The 17,264-nt window shown below is 58.5% G+C and carries 15 protein-coding genes and 1 tRNA gene; 7 read left to right on the top strand and 9 right to left on the bottom strand.

Annotated features, from left to right (window positions below; genetic code table 11):
• The 3 genes from BLR97_RS16585 to BLR97_RS16575 form a co-directional block, all read right to left on the bottom strand.
• Window positions 1-220: transposase (locus BLR97_RS16585; protein WP_211605176.1), on the bottom strand; the 220-nt coding region annotated here is incomplete at its 3' end.
• Between the two features lie 72 nt (window positions 221-292).
• Window positions 293-730: a site-specific integrase gene (locus BLR97_RS16580; protein WP_244511344.1), complete on the bottom strand. Its 438-nt coding sequence runs from the start codon at window positions 728-730 to the stop codon at window positions 293-295.
• 382 nt (window positions 731-1,112) lie between these two features.
• A tRNA-Ile gene (locus BLR97_RS16575) sits at window positions 1,113-1,189 on the bottom strand.
• A 143-nt stretch (window positions 1,190-1,332) separates the two neighbouring features.
• On the opposite strand from BLR97_RS16575, the gene BLR97_RS16570 reads away from it, so the two are divergent.
• Window positions 1,333-1,908, top strand: a complete 576-nt coding sequence (locus BLR97_RS16570; RefSeq protein ID WP_089707632.1) for a hypothetical protein — start codon at window positions 1,333-1,335, stop codon at window positions 1,906-1,908.
• Here BLR97_RS16570 and BLR97_RS16565 read toward each other — a convergent pair.
• From BLR97_RS16565 to BLR97_RS16545, 5 genes are all read right to left on the bottom strand, one after another.
• Window positions 1,898-3,673, bottom strand: a complete 1,776-nt coding sequence (locus BLR97_RS16565; RefSeq protein ID WP_089707641.1) for an ABC transporter ATP-binding protein — start codon at window positions 3,671-3,673, stop codon at window positions 1,898-1,900. The two genes, BLR97_RS16570 and BLR97_RS16565, sit on opposite strands and share 11 nt — an antisense overlap.
• Window positions 3,674-3,788: 115 nt before the next feature.
• A complete protein-coding gene (locus BLR97_RS16560) occupies window positions 3,789-4,592 on the bottom strand; it encodes an ABC transporter ATP-binding protein (protein ID WP_089707631.1) in 804 nt (267 codons plus the stop codon).
• Window positions 4,589-5,704: a FecCD family ABC transporter permease gene (locus BLR97_RS16555; protein ID WP_089707630.1), complete on the bottom strand. Its 1,116-nt coding sequence runs from the start codon at window positions 5,702-5,704 to the stop codon at window positions 4,589-4,591. Before BLR97_RS16555 ends, BLR97_RS16560 begins: the two co-directional genes overlap by 4 nt.
• A gap of 15 nt (window positions 5,705-5,719) precedes the next feature.
• A complete protein-coding gene (locus tag BLR97_RS16550) occupies window positions 5,720-6,721 on the bottom strand; it encodes a FecCD family ABC transporter permease (RefSeq protein ID WP_089707629.1) in 1,002 nt (333 codons plus the stop codon).
• On the bottom strand, window positions 6,721-7,647 hold the full coding sequence (locus tag BLR97_RS16545; protein WP_089707640.1) for an ABC transporter substrate-binding protein: 927 nt from the start codon (window positions 7,645-7,647) through the stop codon (window positions 6,721-6,723). Before BLR97_RS16545 ends, BLR97_RS16550 begins: the two co-directional genes overlap by 1 nt.
• A gap of 471 nt (window positions 7,648-8,118) precedes the next feature.
• Between BLR97_RS16545 and BLR97_RS16540 the strand changes: the two genes are divergently transcribed.
• The 6 genes from BLR97_RS16540 (at window position 8,119) to BLR97_RS16515 (ending at window position 16,283) form a co-directional block, all read left to right on the top strand.
• Window positions 8,119-10,152, top strand: coding sequence for a TonB-dependent receptor domain-containing protein (locus tag BLR97_RS16540; protein WP_089707628.1), 2,034 nt, complete (start codon window positions 8,119-8,121; stop codon window positions 10,150-10,152).
• 138 nt (window positions 10,153-10,290) lie between these two features.
• Window positions 10,291-11,205, top strand: coding sequence for a LysR family transcriptional regulator (locus BLR97_RS16535; protein WP_089707627.1), 915 nt, complete (start codon window positions 10,291-10,293; stop codon window positions 11,203-11,205).
• Between the two features lie 75 nt (window positions 11,206-11,280).
• Complete coding sequence (locus BLR97_RS16530) at window positions 11,281-12,159, top strand: AEC family transporter (RefSeq protein WP_089707626.1); 879 nt, start codon at window positions 11,281-11,283, stop codon at window positions 12,157-12,159.
• A 76-nt stretch (window positions 12,160-12,235) separates the two neighbouring features.
• Window positions 12,236-13,384 carry a PQQ-dependent sugar dehydrogenase gene (locus BLR97_RS16525; RefSeq protein ID WP_089707625.1) on the top strand — a complete coding sequence of 383 codons (1,149 nt, stop codon included), beginning with the start codon at window positions 12,236-12,238 and terminating at the stop codon, window positions 13,382-13,384.
• A gap of 41 nt (window positions 13,385-13,425) precedes the next feature.
• Complete coding sequence (locus BLR97_RS16520; protein WP_089707624.1) at window positions 13,426-14,871, top strand: sensor histidine kinase; 1,446 nt, start codon at window positions 13,426-13,428, stop codon at window positions 14,869-14,871.
• A gap of 5 nt (window positions 14,872-14,876) precedes the next feature.
• Window positions 14,877-16,283: a sigma-54-dependent transcriptional regulator gene (locus BLR97_RS16515; RefSeq protein WP_422821931.1), complete on the top strand. Its 1,407-nt coding sequence runs from the start codon at window positions 14,877-14,879 to the stop codon at window positions 16,281-16,283.
• Window positions 16,284-16,438: 155 nt separating this feature from the next.
• Here BLR97_RS16515 and BLR97_RS16510 read toward each other — a convergent pair whose 3' ends face one another.
• The gene (locus BLR97_RS16510; protein ID WP_089707623.1) at window positions 16,439-16,909 is read right to left on the bottom strand and encodes a hypothetical protein; all 471 of its coding nucleotides are present in this window, start codon (window positions 16,907-16,909) and stop codon (window positions 16,439-16,441) included.
• Window positions 16,910-17,264 lie beyond the last annotated feature (355 nt).

Below are 17,264 nucleotides of genomic sequence, written 5' to 3'. Positions count from 1 at the left end.
CGAACACCCGCTGACGAACCAGAGTGTCGAGCTTATGACGAACCTGTTCTGGTGCGCGGGGATCAAGAAGCACGGCGGCCAAGCGGCGTGTCAGGCGATGCTGTTTATCGACTTCACGAAGCAGGAGTAATCCGGCGTCCGACGTGATGTGGCCCCCGGAGAAGTCGGCTTCAATTTGGCGGCGCGAGAGTGGCGAGAAGGTCAGCTTTTCAGGTACCATTTTGGAAGCGGCTGTTGGTGCTTGATGGATTGGTTAGGTTCTTGAAATCATAGCACTTTCAGCCGCTTTCTATTATCCCCTGTGAGAAATTCGGGTTAGCGGCACAAGGCGGGCTTCGTTGTTTTTGGTGTCAGTAAGGCGCACCAAGCGGCGTTTAACGTCTACTTGGCTGCGAATACTCGTCTCCAGGGCGATTCTGGCGATCCAAGCAAGCATAGGATTGTTGTGTTGGCGTAACACCGCGAACAGCCGCTTCTCCTCATCGTTGCTAAGACGTCTACTCCGGCCCTCTCCCGGGCTAGGCTTGCGGATATTCTGAACAGGGTTATAAGTCAGGCCCAGCCCCCACTCTTGAATAGACACGGTGAAGAAGTGGCCAAGTAGGGCAAGCTCTAGGCGCACAGTATTAGGGCTGATTAGCTCCCCTCGGCGCCCTAAACTGTTTAAACGCTTGTCACGGTAGTTGGCGACCAGTTCTGGCTTAAGGGCTGCTAGAGAGTATTTACCCAAATGCTCGATCAGCGTATTGGCCTTGAGGCGTTCGCTTTTCTGGCTACTGGGTTTCTTGGTAGGGAGTGATATCGGCCAAGTAACGCTTTAGCGCTGCTTCAAGTGTCATTCGTTCTGAGGCACTACGCTGGATATACACGCCGCGCACCATTTCATCTTCAGTGCGGCGTGCCCAATTTTGGGTGTCACATTTAGTACGGAAAAGATCTATGCGGTGATGGGCCAACCCGACTTGCGGGTTACGGCTTTCCTAGTTGCCTTGACAGCTTGACGGTAGTGACCACAATCCCGGCCTCTACTCTAGAAGAGAAACACTGTCCAAATCTCTTCTTTGGACCAAGGGACTCATAATCCCCTGCTTTTGGAATTAAGCATGCTGAAATGGTGGGCCCAGTAGGACTTGAACCTACGACCAAGGGATTATGAGTCCCCTGCTCTGACCAACTGAGCTATAGGCCCGAAAAACGTGCTATATCATAGCGAATGTGGTGGGGCGAGGCTAGCCCCAAGCCCGACTATCTTGCCATTAAAGCGGCACTTTTTGCGAGTCAGCCTGTCTTGAGAGAAGCCCGTTAAAAAGGCTTTTCATAAGGAGATAGGCTTTGAAAGCACTGATCGCATCATTCGCGCTGCTTTTGACGACCCCGGTGCTGGCGGATTGGCAGTTGGATCCGGGGCGTTCCACGGTGCAGGCGTCGATTACTCAACTCGATGGGGAGTCGCCGCAGACCCACCACCATCAGGTACGTGATCTGCAGGGCGATATTTCCGCCGATGGTACGCTGCGCTTACCGCTCAAGCTCAGCCAGACCGATGTTCTCACCCGGTTTGGCGAAATGCCTACCTGGGCCGAGATGCTGGCCAATACCACCCTGGTGACGCTGGTGGCGCAGATGCCGCCGGAGCGGTTGGACGAGCTGGATATTGGCGAGTCGCTGGTGGAAACGCTGACCTTCCGGGTACAGAGCGACCTGGTCAATCAGGAAGAAAGCGTGCCGCTGCGCTTCACCCGTGAAGGCCTGAACGAAGTGCGCGTTACCCACGCCGAGCCCATGGCGATGGATGGCCGCGCGCTGATGGCCAACGCCACCGTGCGCAGCGTGCTTTCGCTGCTGGGCTACCAGGAGATCGACGAACACGTGCCGATCACCCTGGATGCGTTATTGGTCAACCGCTAACCGCCTCGGCGTCCCCCGCCAGGGCCTCGCCGGTTTGTACCCGCCACTGGGCGGCATAATGGCCGTTGGCGGCGAGCAGACTCTTGTGCGTGCCGCGCTCGGCCACCCGGCCTTTTTCGATCACCACGATTTCGTCGGCGTGCACAATGGTGGATAGCCGATGGGCAATCATGATCACCGTGCGCCCGTGGGCGATGCGTTTCAGCGAGCGCTGAATGGCCGCTTCGGTTTCGTTGTCCACTGCGCTGGTGGCCTCGTCTAGCACCAGAATCGGCGGATCCTTGAGCAGCGCCCGGGCCAGCGAGAGCCGCTGACGCTGGCCGCCGGAAAGCCGCACGCCGCGCTCGCCCACTGGGGTATCCAGCCCCTGGGGCAGCGTCTCGATAAAGCTCCACGCCTCCGCCGTTTGCGCGGCGTCGATGATCGCCGCGTCATCGGCGTCGGGCTTGCCGTAGGCGATGTTGTCGCGAATGCTGCCCTCGAACAGGTAAACGTCCTGGCTGACCAGTCCAATCGCCTGGCGAAGCGAGTGCATGCTAACGTCACGCACCGGCTGGCCATCGACCAGCACGCGACCGCTTTCCGGGTCGTAAAAGCGCAGCAGCAACTTGACCAGCGTAGACTTACCCGAGCCGGTAGCGCCGACCAGCGCCAGCGTATGCCCCGCTGGAGCGTGAAGGTTTATCCCATCAACGCCGACGTGGCTGGCGGCGTAGTGAAAGCTCACCGACTCAAAGCGCACCTCGCCTTTAACCGGCTGGGCCAGGGGCGTGGTGCTGTCATCCTTCACGGTAATCGGCTCTTCCAGCAGGTCGAGAATACGCTTGGTACTGGCCATGGCGCGCTCGAACAGGTCGATCACCTGGGCCAGACCGGTCAGCGGCCAAAGCAGGCGCTGGGTCAAAAATACCAGCACGCCGTAGGCGCCCACATTGAGCGAGCCGTTAAGCGCCATCATGCCACCGACGGTAAAGGTGGCCAGAAAGCCCGCCAGAATCGCCATGCGGATGACGGGAATAAACGCGGAGCTCACCTGGATCGCCTGGCGGTTAGCGTCAACGTAGGCCTCGCTGGCGTCGCGCAGGCGCTCGGCTTCGCGGTCTTCGCTGGTAAAGCTCTTGATGGTGGCAATGCCGCTCAGGTTATTGGAAAGCCGGCTGCCCAGGTCCCCGACCTTTTCGCGCACGTCGCTGTAGAGCGGCCCGGCCTTGCGCTGGAAGTAAAACGCGCCCCAGATGATCAGCGGGATGGGCGTAAACGCCAGCAGCGCGATCAGCGGCGAGAGCACGAAGAACACCGCGCCCACGGCCACCACGGTGACACCCACTTGAATCAACGCGTTGGCGCCGCCATCTAAAAACCGCTCCAGTTGGTTGACGTCGTCGTTCATGGTGGCGACCAGTTGACCGGAGCTTTTCGACTCGAAGAAGGCCATATCCAGCCGCTGGGCATGCTCGTAGGCGTCCTGGCGCATATCCGCTTGAAGCCGCTGGGCCAGGTTGCGCCAGAGGATCTGGAACAGGTACTCGAACAGCGACTCCCCCGCCCAGATAAAAAACGTCAGCACCGCGAGCATGGTGATCTGCTCTTGGGGCGTTTCAAACCCCAGGCTCGCCACAAAGCTCTGTTCCTGGTTGACCACCACGTCGATCGCCACCCCGATGAGGATTTCAGGGGCGATATCAAACAGCTTGTTGATGATGGAGCAAACGGTCGCGGCGATGATCCGCCGCCGGTAGCCCTTGGCGTAGCGCAAAAGGCGCATTAAGGCCTGAAAGCTCTGATTCTGAGAACGTGTCGTAGAAGAAGCCACGCGTATTCCTTTCTGAATTATTTGCGATCGAATATTGCAGCCTATGCTAACACTTTCCACATATGACTTAGGGACTGGCGCGGCGTACATTGGCCAGCAGCGGGCTGCCGGTATCCGGGTCGATCATCAGCGTGCAATCGACCTGGTAAAGCGTCCGCACCAGCTCGGGCGTTACTACCTCGGCGGGCGCGCCCTGGGCGACGATCTGCCCTTCGCAAAGGGCGATCAGATGATCCGCATAGCGGCAGGCACTGGCCAGATCGTGGAGCACCATCACCACGGTACGGCCATGGCAGGCTAGATGGCGCACCAGCTCGAACACCTCGATCTGATGGCCCAGATCCAACGCGGACGTAGGCTCGTCGAGCAGCAGCAGCGGCGTTTGCTGGGCGATGGTCATGGCGATCCACGCCCGTTGGCGCTGCCCGCCCGAGAGTGCTTCCAGAGGGCGCTCGGCCAAGGCTTCGAGTCCGGCGGCGGCAAGCGCGTGCTCTACCACGCGCTGATCTTCCGCCGACCACTGGCGCAACCAGCCCTGATGAGGCTGGCGACCAAAGCGAATCAGCTCGCTGACGGTGAGCCCTTCCGGCGCCACGGCCTCTTGCGGCAGAAGCGCCAGCTGCGTCGCAAGCGTCCGGGCGGGCAGGTTCTGAATGTCCGCGCCGTTCAGCAACACCGCGCCGCTTTCCGGTTTGTGCAGCCGGGCAAGCCCCGAGAGTAGCGTGGACTTGCCGCAGCCGTTGGGGCCGACAATCGCGGTTACTTGGCCGCTGGGCAGGCTGACGCCGAGCGAGTCGATGACGCGCCGGGCGCCATAGCTCAGGGCGAGCGACTCGGTGGCAAGCGTGGGGGATGGTTCAGCAGACGTCATGCGTGGCTCCGTTGCGGGCGCATTAGTATCCATAATAACCAGGGGCCGCCGATCACGGCGGTCACGATACCGACGGGAATTTCAATGGGCGCCAGCAAGGTGCGCCCGGCGAGGTCTGCCAGCACCATTACCAGCGCCCCTGATAACAGCGACGCCACAAGGGGCACCTGGCGAGAGCTCGCAAGCGAGCGGGCGATTTCCGGGCCGATAAGCCCGACCATGCCCACCGGCCCGGCTACGGCGACCGCCAGTGCGGTCAATACCACCGAAAGCATCAGCACCTGAAAGCGGCGGGCTTTGACGTTAACGCCCAGCCCATAGGCGGTGGCGTCTTTAAAGCGCATCAGCGATAGCGGACGCGCGAGAACGAAAGCGGCGATCACGCCCACACCCAGCCCAACGGCAAGCAAGCCAACCGCGTCGCCGGGGCGGGCATTGAGCGACCCGACGGTCCAGGGGTAGGCAGCGTTGGCGGTATCGATCGCCACCCGCGCCAGTATCAGTTGGGTGACCGCGCCAAACACCGCGCCCACGCCTATCCCCGCGACGATAAAGCGATAGCCCTGGGTGCCGCCGCCCGCCACCAGGCCAAAGGTCAGCGCGGCGGCCGTGGCCGCCCCCGCCAGCGCCATGGCCGGTGGCGCCAGCGAGACGCCCATGCCCACCACCGAAGCCACGGCAAAGGCGGTTGCGCCGTTATCGATACCGATAATCCCTGGTGTGGCGAGACGGTTGCGCGCCAGGGTTTGCATCAGCACCCCCGCGAGGGCAAAAGCGCCTCCGGTCAAGCAGGCGGCGACCAGCCGGGGCAGGCGCAGTTCTTGAACGGTAAACACGCTAATCATCTCGCCCCGGCCAAACAGCGCCGGTAGTACCGCGCTAGGCGCCAGCGCCATGCTGCCTAGGCTCAGATAAAGGATGCAGGCACACACCAACGCGACGCCGAGCCCCGCGCTGACGGCAACACCACGCCGCTCGATCAGCAGGCTGCAGGCATTACCCCGTGTGGATTGCCAGGCAATACGCCAGTAGCCCGGCGGCGCCGCTACCGGCGGCGAGCGGCGCTCAGGCACATAGGCCGATGTGGGAAGATCACTTGCGCTCGATTTCATGGAAGTCGCCAAACATTACAAAGTCGGGAGCCGCCGGGCGCGCACCACGGCGACCAGCACGGGGGCGCCGCATAACGCGGTCAGCACGCCAATGGGTAGCTCCGAAGGTGCCACCGCCACGCGGGCAATAATATCCGCCATAAGCACCATCAACGGGCCGATCGGCAGGCAGAACCATAGCGTGCGGCGAATATCCGGCCCCGCCAGCGCCCGGGCGGCAAACGGCACCACCAGCCCGACAAAGGCAATCGGCCCGGCGATCGCCGTGGCCGCCCCCACCAGCAGGGCCACGCAGGCCACCACCAACCAACGGATCAGCCCGGGGTGATGACCCAGCCCGGAGGCCGCCCGCTCGCCCAATGCCAATGCCGCCAGCGGGCGCGCGATGAATACCACCGCCACCGCCGCGACCAGCATGCTGGGCAGCATCGCCACCACATCGTCGAGGCGGCGTCCGGCGAGGCTGCCAATCACCCAGAAGCGGATTTCATCCGCCGCGCGCTGATCAAACAGCAGCATCAGCGAGGTTAGCGAGCCGAGCAGCCCGGAAAACGCCGCGCCTGCCAATACCAGCCGCACCGGGTCACTGCCCAAGCCGCGCACCCGGGTAACGCTCAGCACACAAATACAGCCAAGCAACGCGCCCAGTTGGGCCACCGAAATACGCATGGTGGCCGCACTGGCGCCCATGACCAGCGTTAACGCCACCGCAAAAGCGGCGCCGGCGCTAACCCCCAACAGGCCGGGTTCGGCGAGCGGGTTACGCGACACCGCCTGAAGCAGCGCCCCCGCCACCCCAAGCGCCATGCCGACAATAATGCCAATCAAGGTGCGCGGTGCGCGCAGTTGCCAGACCACGAAACTGGCGTCGCTATCCTGGCTGCCGCCCAGCACCGCCAGGGCGCGCAGCGGGCCGACGCTACCGGCGCCAATCAGCAGGCTAACGAGACTCACCGCCACAAGGGCGGTGAGCAGTAACGTTATCTGCGTTCGTTGGTTACCAACGCTCAACGGCATCACGGCAACAGGGCGGCTTCGATATCGTCAAGAATTGCCAGAGCGGCCAGCGGGCCGTTGGCGCTGGTCCATAGCTGGCCGTTCACCGGCACCACCTGCTCGCGCTGAACCACGTCAAGCCGGGTAAAGGCACTGCTCTGCTTGGCCGATGCCAGGGCCTCCTGGCCGTCTTCATTGAGCGTGGCCAGGAACAGCCAGTCGCCATCCACCTGGGAGAGGTTTTCAAGGCTTAAGATATCGCTATGCACGCCGCGCTCGCCCACAAGCCCGGCGTCTTCCACCGTCAGGCCCACTTGGGCGACCAACCCGGCGGTAAACAGATTTTTCGACATGACCATCGGCCCGCCCGGCATCCAGCGCACCACAAAGGCGGTGCCGCCTACACCGGCCGCGTCCAGGGCGCTCGCTAATTCAGCGGCGCGTTGGTCAACGGCGCTGATGGCGTCTTCAAGGGCGTCCTGGCGATTCAGGGCGTTGCCGTACAGGCGCGCTTCGGCTTTCCAGTTATCCGGGGCAATCGGCTGAGTGGGCGGCACCACGGTGGGCGCAATGCGCGACAGCAGCTGATACTGCTCCTCAGTTAGCCGAGCGGGCGCTAAGATTAAATCCGGGCGCTGTTCAAGCACGGCCTCAATGTTGATTTCGCGCACCACGCCCATGATGGCGGGCCGTTCATCGCCTAAATGCGCTTCCACGTACTCGGCGACGTTATCGCCACCGCGCGTGGTTACCGCGCCTAACGGCGTTACGCCAGCCGCCAGGGAGGCATCCAGCGCGCCCTCATAAAGTGTGACCACCCTCTCAGGCGTGCCCGTTACGTCTACCTCGCCATAAGCGGTATCGAGCGTGCGCGCCTGGGCGGCGCTCACCAAACATCCACTCAGTAGTAGTCCTATAATGCCATTGCGTAACGTTACGGCCCGCATAAGGTGTCCTCGCTGTTGAAGTGGATAAAGATAATAACGATTATCAAAAGCACTTGCATCCACATTACAGCGAATACCGCGTTCCGCGTTACGCAACGCTTACCCTCCTCTATTATTTAAGCATTGCCAGTTTTATTCTTTATTTGTGACGGGGCCCAGCCTTGCCCAGGGTGGTAATGGGTCAACCGATGGTCCTGAGCGGCATCATCGACACCTGGGTTGGGCCTGCGCATTTTAGAGCATATGCCGGAACGCCGCTTCGCCAAACTCTTTAACTGGGTGCTCACATTGCTCGCCGTACGTTTTATTTGGCAGGCATTAGCAAGCTAGCCAACGCCCCACCCTATTCGTGTATTTGCAACACCTTGTTCCTCTAAAACCACTCGCAGTTGAGAATTTTTCTCCTTAAGATGCGCGTCGCATTTGATAATTGATTTCAGCTGTCGCCGATACTCATTAGGGAAACTAACTATGTCACTCTTTTCGCGAACTTTGCTATCCCATGCGGTGGCCTTATCGGCCATGTCCATGGGAGCCTGTGCGTCTGCTCAAGAAAACAATGATCTAGACACGGTTGTAGTCACGGCGTCTGGCTTTGAGCAGGCGATTTCAGATGCACCCGCCAGCATTTCTGTTATCGACAGTGAAGCGCTTAACCGTCAGTCGTATCGCGATATCACCGATGCGGTAAAAAACATTCCAGGCGTCTATGTGACCGGCGGTGGCAACTCTCAGGACATCAGCATTCGCGGCATGAGCGAGAATTACACGCTCTACCTAGTCGATGGGCGCCCGGTTTCTTCAGGCCGCTCCGTCAACACCAACGGCACCGATGGGGGCAAGCAAATAGGCCTGCCGCCTATCTCGATGATTGACCGCATAGAGGTGATTCGCGGGCCAATGTCCTCGCTTTATGGCTCCCAGGCGCTGGGTGGCGTAATCAATGTCATCACCAAAAAAGTCACCGATGAATGGAGTGGCAGCGTCACCACTGAGTACACCCACTCTTTAAATGATATCAATAACGACTCTCAGCAGCTGTCTTTTGCCACCAGCGGCCCGCTGATCGAGGGGCTACTAGGCCTCCAGGCGTTTGGCAGTTGGGATGGCTACGAAGAGAGTGATTTTGCTGGAGGCGACGACAATGCCGAAAGCACGCCGGATGCCGAGACGCGCCAAGGCGGGTTCAACTTCTTTTTAACGCCGGACGAACAGAACGAATTCACCTTGGGCTACACCGCCTCCACCAAGGAGTACACCCATAACGCGGGTATCAGTATTCCCATTGATCAGGACTCCTCGACAACGCGCTACGACAAAGATGTCTATACGCTTGCTCACAGCGGCACTTACGGGAGCTGGGTGGTGGATAGCTATCTCCAACACGATGTGTCAGAACGCGTTCAGACGGCAGATAAAGAGGAAGAGGTGACCACCTATAACACCCAGGCGACACACTTCTGGGGCAACCATGTGGTGACCCTGGGCGCTCAATATAAAGATGAGCAGTTGGTGGATGAAACCAACGGGCTGCTTACGTCCAACATTCCCGGCGCGGTGCGCAGCGTTGACCGCTGGATCGCTGCCGCGTTTGCCGAGATCGAATGGGGCGTTACCGACGATCTCAATGTTACCACCGGCTTGCGCTACAACGACGACGAGCTATTTGGTGGCCACCTATCGCCGCGCGTCTACGCCAACTATCATCTAACCCCTCAGTGGACACTAAAAGGCGGTGTTTCAACGGGTTATGTACAGCCTGGCTTATCGGATGCTACCGAAGGTTTCGGTCGGGGTACCGGCGGTCGTGGCTCCCCCGCGCCCCATCCCCGCGCGCTGATCATTGGCAACACGGACCTTGAACCGGAAACCAGCACCAGCTATGAAACCGGCTTTGTCTTCCACAATGTGGATCGCACGCTAAACGCCAGCATGATGCTTTTCCATACCCAGTTTGAAGACAAAATCGCCGAAGACCGCCTCTGTGACGCAGGCGGCGACCGTAATGACCCAGCGACATGGCAGTGCGCCTACGGGGGTAATAACTACATTTTCCTCAGTACACGTGAAAACATTGACGAGGCACAGATGCAAGGGGTCGAGCTCACCTTGGACTACAACATCACCCCCGCCGTTCGTCTAAGCTCTAGCTACACCTACACGGAATCCGAGCAAAAATCCGGCGAGTTCGCGGGCGAGCCGCTGAACAAGATTCCTGAGCATATGGTGAACGCCAAAGTCGACTGGCAGGCAACGCCCGACCTCAACCTCTGGATGCAGGGGAACTATCGCGGCGAAACCAGCGACTACCTGGGACGTAGCAGCGTTGAAGACGGCACACCCGGCTATGGATTCGTCGATGCTGGCCTTGTTTACAACCTGAACGCCAACGCGCGCGTCAAGGCTGGGCTTTACAACATCGCCAACAAAGAGGTCACCAACGACGACTATGGTGTGGTGTTGGATGGCCGTCAGTACAGCCTGGGTCTGACGATGGACTTCTAACATCCATATCGCCTCAGTAATGGCGCAAGCCCCGGTCAGTTCATGACCGGGGCTTTTTGCATTTATTAATAAGAATTATTTTTAATAAGAACCCAAGCTGGCATAATATGTCCCGTCGTTTGCTCGATAGGTTTGACCATGTACGACTTTGACGAACTTTCTGCCTTTGCCGATGTAATGGAGACCGGCAGCCTCACGCGCAGCGCGCGCAAGCTGGGGTTGGCCAAATCGACCCTTAGCCGCCGGATAAGCCACTTGGAAGCACGCCTCGATCAGCCGTTGTTACGTCGTCAGGCCAATCGGCTACTGCCCACCGAGGCCGGGCTGCTGTTCCACCGCTACTGTCAGGATATACTGGCCTTGGCAGAGCGCAGCCATGAAGCGTTGGCGGAATTACGCGAAGAAATTAGCGGGACGGTAACGCTGGAAATTCACTGCGCCCTCGCCAGGGGGTGGATGGGGCAAATCATGGATACGTTTATGGCGCGCCATCCCAAGGTTGAGCTAACACTTCGCACCCGTGAAACGCCGCCCACCTCGCTTAACAGCCATTGTGTCCACGTTTGTCTGGGTCAGGTAACCGAAAGCGGCCTACACCAAGAACCGTTGGGCATGCTCACTCGTGGCCTCTACGCCAGTCCAGAGTATCTCAGTCAACATCCACAGCTTGAGCACCCACGCGACCTTGCCGATCACCCTTGGATCGACCTATTGGGTACCACCCAAGACGGCCTGCTGTTGCATCACCAAAGCCAGGGCCCTTACCACTTTTATCCTCCCCGTTCGCGCTTGCGGGTAGATCTCACTGCGCTTCACTTAGATGCCATTGCTCGCGGCAAAGGCATAGGACTGTTGCCCCATTGGCTTGCCGATAAGCGCGAAGCTCATCACCCAGGCGAACTCACTCCCTGCTTGCCCAACTGGAAGCCTGCGCCTATGCCGATTACGTTGCTGTATGCCTACGGTCACCAGCCTCGGCGCGTACAAGCGCTACTCGCATTTTTACGCCAGCAGATGCCCAGCCAGTGGCAACACCACCGCGTCGCGGCTTAGTTTTACCACCTTCGACTTGCCAGTTAGTCCGCTTACTATTCACAATAGTCGGCTTTTCAATGCCAAGGACTCGCCATGTTGGCTGAACTCTTTGCGGTAATGGCCCCCGTGTTGGCGGGCGCAGGCCTGGGGTTTACCTGGGTGCGCTTGGGCCATCCTTACCCGGTCGACTTTGTCACCCGGCTGGTCTTCAATATCGGCACACCCTCGCTGGTGCTTGCGTCGCTTACAGGCGTGGAGATCGACGCCAGCACCTTTGGCCGTACCATGCTAGCCACCGCGCTGGTGATCCTCTGCATGGCTTGCGCCACGTTCTTTGTCGCCAAGCTATTACGCCGCGACTGGCGCGTGCTACTGGCGCCCATGATGTACCCCAATACCGGCAATATGGGACTCCCTGTGGTGCTTTACGCCTTTGGTAGCGCAGGATTTGTGTACGGCATTACCGTAATGGTCACGGTATCGCTGTTTCAATTTACCCTGGGCACCATGCTCGCAAGCCGGGGAAACCCATTTAAATCGCTGGCCAAAACACCGACGGTCTACGCGATTGTGATTGCCATGGCGTTGTTGCTGACCGATACACAGCTGCCCTTATGGCTGGCTAACAGCGTAGACTTAATGTCGGGCTTTACCGTGCCGCTCATGCTGATCACGCTTGGGGTGTCGCTGGCCAACATTCATGTCAAAAACCTGCGTTCGGGGCTTGGCTTTAGCCTGGTGCGCATACCGCTCGCGGCGTGCGCCGCTTGGCTGATTGCCGGCTGGATGGGGCTACCCCCGCTAGCCCAGGGGATTTTAGTGTTGCAAATGAGCATGCCGGTGGCGGTTTTCAACTATTTATTTGCCCAGCGTGCCCAGCGCGAACCCGCCTATGTGGCCAGCCTGGTCTTTTGCTCCACCCTGTTATCGCTGATTTATTTGCCTGTGCTGCTGGCCTGGTTGATGCCGTAACACAGGGAACCTCTCAGGCTAGAAAGCGTCACTGCTTGATAAACCTAATTACGATGACTTTCCGGGAGCGTTCTCTATGCGTTGTTTACCTGCCTACGCTTTGCGTCAGCACTGGCTGACCGCCGCCCTTTTGGGTTTATTCGCCAGCAGTGCGCCTGTCAGCGCCGCCGAGGTGGTGGAAGAACGTATCGAGAGTGATCAGTTGGCCTTCTCCATTGAGAAAGTCGCCGACGGTCTGACAAACCCATGGTCGGTGGCTTTGCTACCCGACGGCCGTTTCCTGGTCAGCGAACGACCGGGGCGGCTGAATGTGATTGACGCAGACGGCGGTGAATCCCGCGTACTAAGCGGGTTACCCAAAGTCAGCCAACGAGGCCAGGGTGGGCTTTTGGATCTTGCGCTGCATCCGCAGTTTGGCGATGGCGAGCACGACTGGATCTATTTCACCTGGAGTGAACCCGCCGATAGCGGCACTCGCAGCGCGCTGTCTCGAGTGAAATGGGAAGGCGATCAGCTCGGCGAAATCGAACACCTGTTCGCCCAGAACCGCGCCTCTTCTCCCGGCCGCCATTACGGCTCACGTATCGCTTGGCTGCCCGACGGCACCTTACTGATGAGCATTGGTGATCGCGGCAACGAACCGCCGCGCGCCCAAGCGGATAACGACCACGCGGGGTCTACCCTGCGGCTTACCGACACCGGCGGTGTGCCCGACGACAATCCTTTTGTGGAAGACGCGGCCACGCTGGATGAAATCTACACCCAGGGCAATCGCAACATTCAAGGCATGGTGGTTAGGCAAAACGGTGAGCCCTGGGCCACTGAACATGGGCCACGCACAGGCGATGAACTAAACCGGCTTATCGCCGGAGAGAACTACGGCTGGCCCGAGGTCAGCCAGGGTAATGACTATGCCACCAATGAGCCGATTGGTATGACATCTAAACCCGGCATGGTCGACCCGGTACATGTCTTTGAAGGGCGCTTTGCGCCGTCGGGTTTGGCGGAAGTCACCAGCAGCGCCTTTGGCGAATGGCAGGGCGGTTTGAGCAGCCAGAAGCTGGTTCGGCTAGCGCTTGAGAATAATGAGGTGGCCAACCACGAAGTCATCCTTGATGGCGAGATCGGGCGTATCCGCGACGTTCGCCAAGGGCCTGATGAGACCATTTATCTACTCACCGACGCCGCTGATGGTGCCCTCTATCGCCTGCGGCCTGCCGAATAGCGGGCCACCCCTTAGCGATGTTTCATAACCCCGGTTAACGCATGCGTTTACGTAATTTGATTATTGTGACGGTTATCGTCCCGCTCTTCGTTATTTTGGTGGTGTTTAGTCTAGTGGCCATCAAATCGATGGAAGATAACGTCCGTTCCAAGCTGCAAAACGAAGTCGACATGGTCACCCATGCGTTAGGCACCACGCTTGGCTATGCCGTCGCCCGGGAAAACGATACCTCGCTGGAAGAAGCGCTGGAAGCCGCATTCTCGTTTCACCGCATTTACGGGGCCTATGTCTTCGATCCCAACGGGCGTGAAATCTACGGACTGGGCCTGGGCCGAGAACTGTTTAGCCGCGAGGAAATTCAGCAGGTTATCGAAGACGATGAGCTTTACGGCAATTACCGACAATTTGAAGGCTGGACCTACTATTCCGCCCTTAAACCACTGCGCACCCCGGACGGCGAGGTGCATGGGGTGCTGCAGGTTAACCGTCTGAATACCGGCATCGAGAACTATACCGGGTTTCTCAGCATCGTCGCAGTGTTGGTGTTTGTGGTAGGCGCAGCCGGCATTGTGCTGAGTATCTGGTGGGGGTTTCGGCACTACATTGAACGGCCGCTAAATCGCTTAGTCACGGTCATGTTGCGGGTGGAAGATGGCGATCGCCAACAGCGCGCCAGTATCGAAGGGCCGGAGGAGTACCGTCGACTGGCAGCGGGGCTTAACGGCATGCTGGATGCCATGGCCGAAAAGGATCACGATATTGAAGACCGTCAACGTCGAGAAATTGAGCTGGAAAAGCGACTGCGCAAATCCAAAAAACTGGCCGAACTAGGCGTGCTGGCGGCGGGGGTGGCCCATGAAATTGGCGCGCCGTTAACTGTCATCAATGGCCAAGCCCAACGGCTGGCCCGCCGCGACGTGATTGGCGATAACGAGCGTGCCCGGCTAAGCCGCATTCGCGGCGAAGTTGAGCGCATTGTTGAGATAGTGCGCCAGCTGATGGAGCTGGGTCGCCAGCATAACGTTGAGAAAGACGAACAGCCCCTGGATGAGCTGGTGTACAGCGCCTGCGCCCTCGTGGAAGAGGAGCTCGAACCGCGCGGGGTTCGCCTGGAAATCACCCTGCCAAGCCCAACTCCCACACTACTGGCCAACGGCCAACAGATTGTTCAGGTACTCACCAATCTGCTACGCAACGCGGCCCAGGCTAACGGCGTTAGCCGCATTCGCGTTTGTGCCGAGCAGCAGCGCCAGGAGCTCCATTTATGGGTAGAGGATGACGGCCCTGGCATCCCGACCTCGCAGCATCAGCAGGTATTTGATCCCTTTTTTACTACCAAGCCCGTCGGCCAGGGCAGCGGGCTAGGGCTCTCGATGGTACATCGAATCATCAACGATCACGGCGGCACGATCGGCGTTTTCCATAGCCCCTTAGGCGGCGCCGGTTTTGAAATCACGCTACCGCTCTATGACACCAGACCTACATGAGGACCATGTTTGTGAAGCAACAAGAACATTCTTTACCTGTGTTGGTCGTGGAAGACGACGACGCAATACGCGAGTTGTTAGAAGAAGAGTTACACGACGCCGGACACACCACCCACGGTGTTGCCAGCGCCGAGGAGGCGATCGCTCTGCTGAGCCACACGGCGACTTCGCTCATCATCACGGATGTCCGCCTGCCCGGCATTAGCGGCATTCAACTGCTTCAACAGCTTCGCCACGAAGGCAGTGAGCTGGGGATTATTGTTATCACCGCCTTTGGCACCATCGACCAGGCAGTTGAGGCGCTGAAGCTGGGGGCCGACGATTTTTTAACCAAGCCACTGGATCTTGACGCCGTCCGTGAATCGGTATTTCGCGTGTTAGAGCGCCAGCGCTTAGCGGTCTCGCATACCGATGAGGTCGGCCATTTCCATGGCATCGTAGGTAAAAGTGATGCGATGCAGGCGCTGTTTCATGATGCCTCGCGGCTGGCAAAAAGCGATGCGCCGATTTTGCTACTAGGCGAAAGCGGCACCGGGAAAGAGCTCCTGGCCAGGGCGATTCACCAGGAAAGTTTGCGCCACGATGCGCCTTTTGTCGCCGTGAACTGCGCCAGCATCCCCGCCGAACTGATGGAAAGCGAGTTTTTCGGCCACCTTAAAGGAGCCTTCACCGGCGCCAACGACGCTCGTCAGGGCCTCTTCCACAGCGCCCAGGGCGGGAGCTTGTTTTTGGATGAAATCGGCGAAATGCCAATCAATCTTCAAGCAAAACTGTTAAGGGCGCTGCAGGAAAAAGCCGTACGGCCAGTCGGTAGCGAGCGCGAAGAACCGGTCGATGTGCGCATTATTGCCGCCACGCACCGGCATTTGGAAAAGGAAATTGAGCAGAACAACTTTAGAAGTGACTTATTCTACCGGCTGGAAACCTTCTCGCTACGCATCCCCCCCTTGCGTGACCGCGGCCCTGACATTGAGCACTTGGTTTTTACGCTGATCGACCAACATGCCGACGCGCAGCATAAACCGATCGAGCAAATAGAGCCGGGTGCACTTCACTGTCTGCTGCACTACCCCTACCCTGGCAACGTTCGCGAGCTCGAAAACGCCATCATGCGTGCCGTCACGCTCAGTGAAGATGGCACGCTACGCCATCAACACCTGCCTGAGCGGCTACGCGAACAGCTTGGCCAGGATGCCCCCCAGAATACCGCTGCGCTCAACGGCGAAGTATTGTCCACTCCTCAAATGCCGACGGCGGCGCCCGCGCCCTGGCCCAGCCTGGAAGAGGTCGAAAAACGCTATATCCGCAAAGTACTGGAAGCAACAGGCGGCAATAAACGCCGTACGGCCGAAGTGCTGGGCATTGCCCGCCGGACGCTCTACCGCCGCTTGGAAGATAACGAAGAGCCCTAACCGGGAAGCAGCTCTACAGCAAAAAAAGCCCCCGCGGGCGCGGGGGCTGAAAGGATGATAAGCCGAGGGAACAACCGCAGGGAACAAACAGCTGAGGCGGCTTACCATCGTAGGGACTCGAGATTTCTACATCATTGCATTATTTACTGAATCGCTCACTCGCTGCGATTTTGCTCTTCACTGCTATCGTCGCTATCGGCGTTGGATTCGTCATTCTCGCTAGAATCGGCTAAATCGCTAGCATCTTCGCCGTCACCCGGCATCGGGTCGGTGCCTTCGCCAAAGCCTGGGTCTTCAGTGGCATCACCTGCTAAAGGTGCATCTTCCTGAGATGCCTCACTTGACTCAGGCTGAGTAGCTGCTGCCTCCGATTCAGCGTTAATATTTGCGTCACCGTCCATGTTGTTGGCATCGCTTGCCGATTCTTGCTCGGGTACATATTGATCATCTTGGGAGGATGCTGCTTCGGCAACTTCCTGATCTTGCTGCTGTTGAGCATTTTCTTCGGGCACTGCCGTACTTTCGGCTTCGTCCTCTTGACCACAGCCAGCGAGTAATAAACCGCCTAATAGCATCGCCGCCCAAGTGCTTGTTTGACGAGTGACGCGATAGGTTGATGACTTCACAAACGAACTCCCTTCTTAACTTAATAAATGGTTAACGTGTGTCGTTTAAGCTCGCCACACGTTTACGACAACAGGCTGTACAAACAATACAGAAGAATCACCGTGTGCTAATACGTTTGTACTGCGTTTAATTTGCGTTTTATCACTGTCACCTTACGTTAGCGCGATTAAATATTGATAAACTAAATACATATAACATGCCAAAATCGCTTTATAAATAAATTAATATATATAAATCAAAATCTTACACAAGATAAAAAACCCCGAAAGTGGCCCTCTTAGCGGCGCACAGCTGGGTGCAAAATGGCACATGTGGGGTTATGCAACCGATCAAAACGAGCCGTTGTGACACACC

The sequence above is a fragment of the Vreelandella arcis genome (genome assembly GCF_900103865.1).
Taxonomy (GTDB): domain Bacteria; phylum Pseudomonadota; class Gammaproteobacteria; order Pseudomonadales; family Halomonadaceae; genus Vreelandella; species Vreelandella arcis.
Note: the sequence above shows the minus strand (reverse complement) of the source record. Positions and strands in the feature narration are given on the sequence as shown.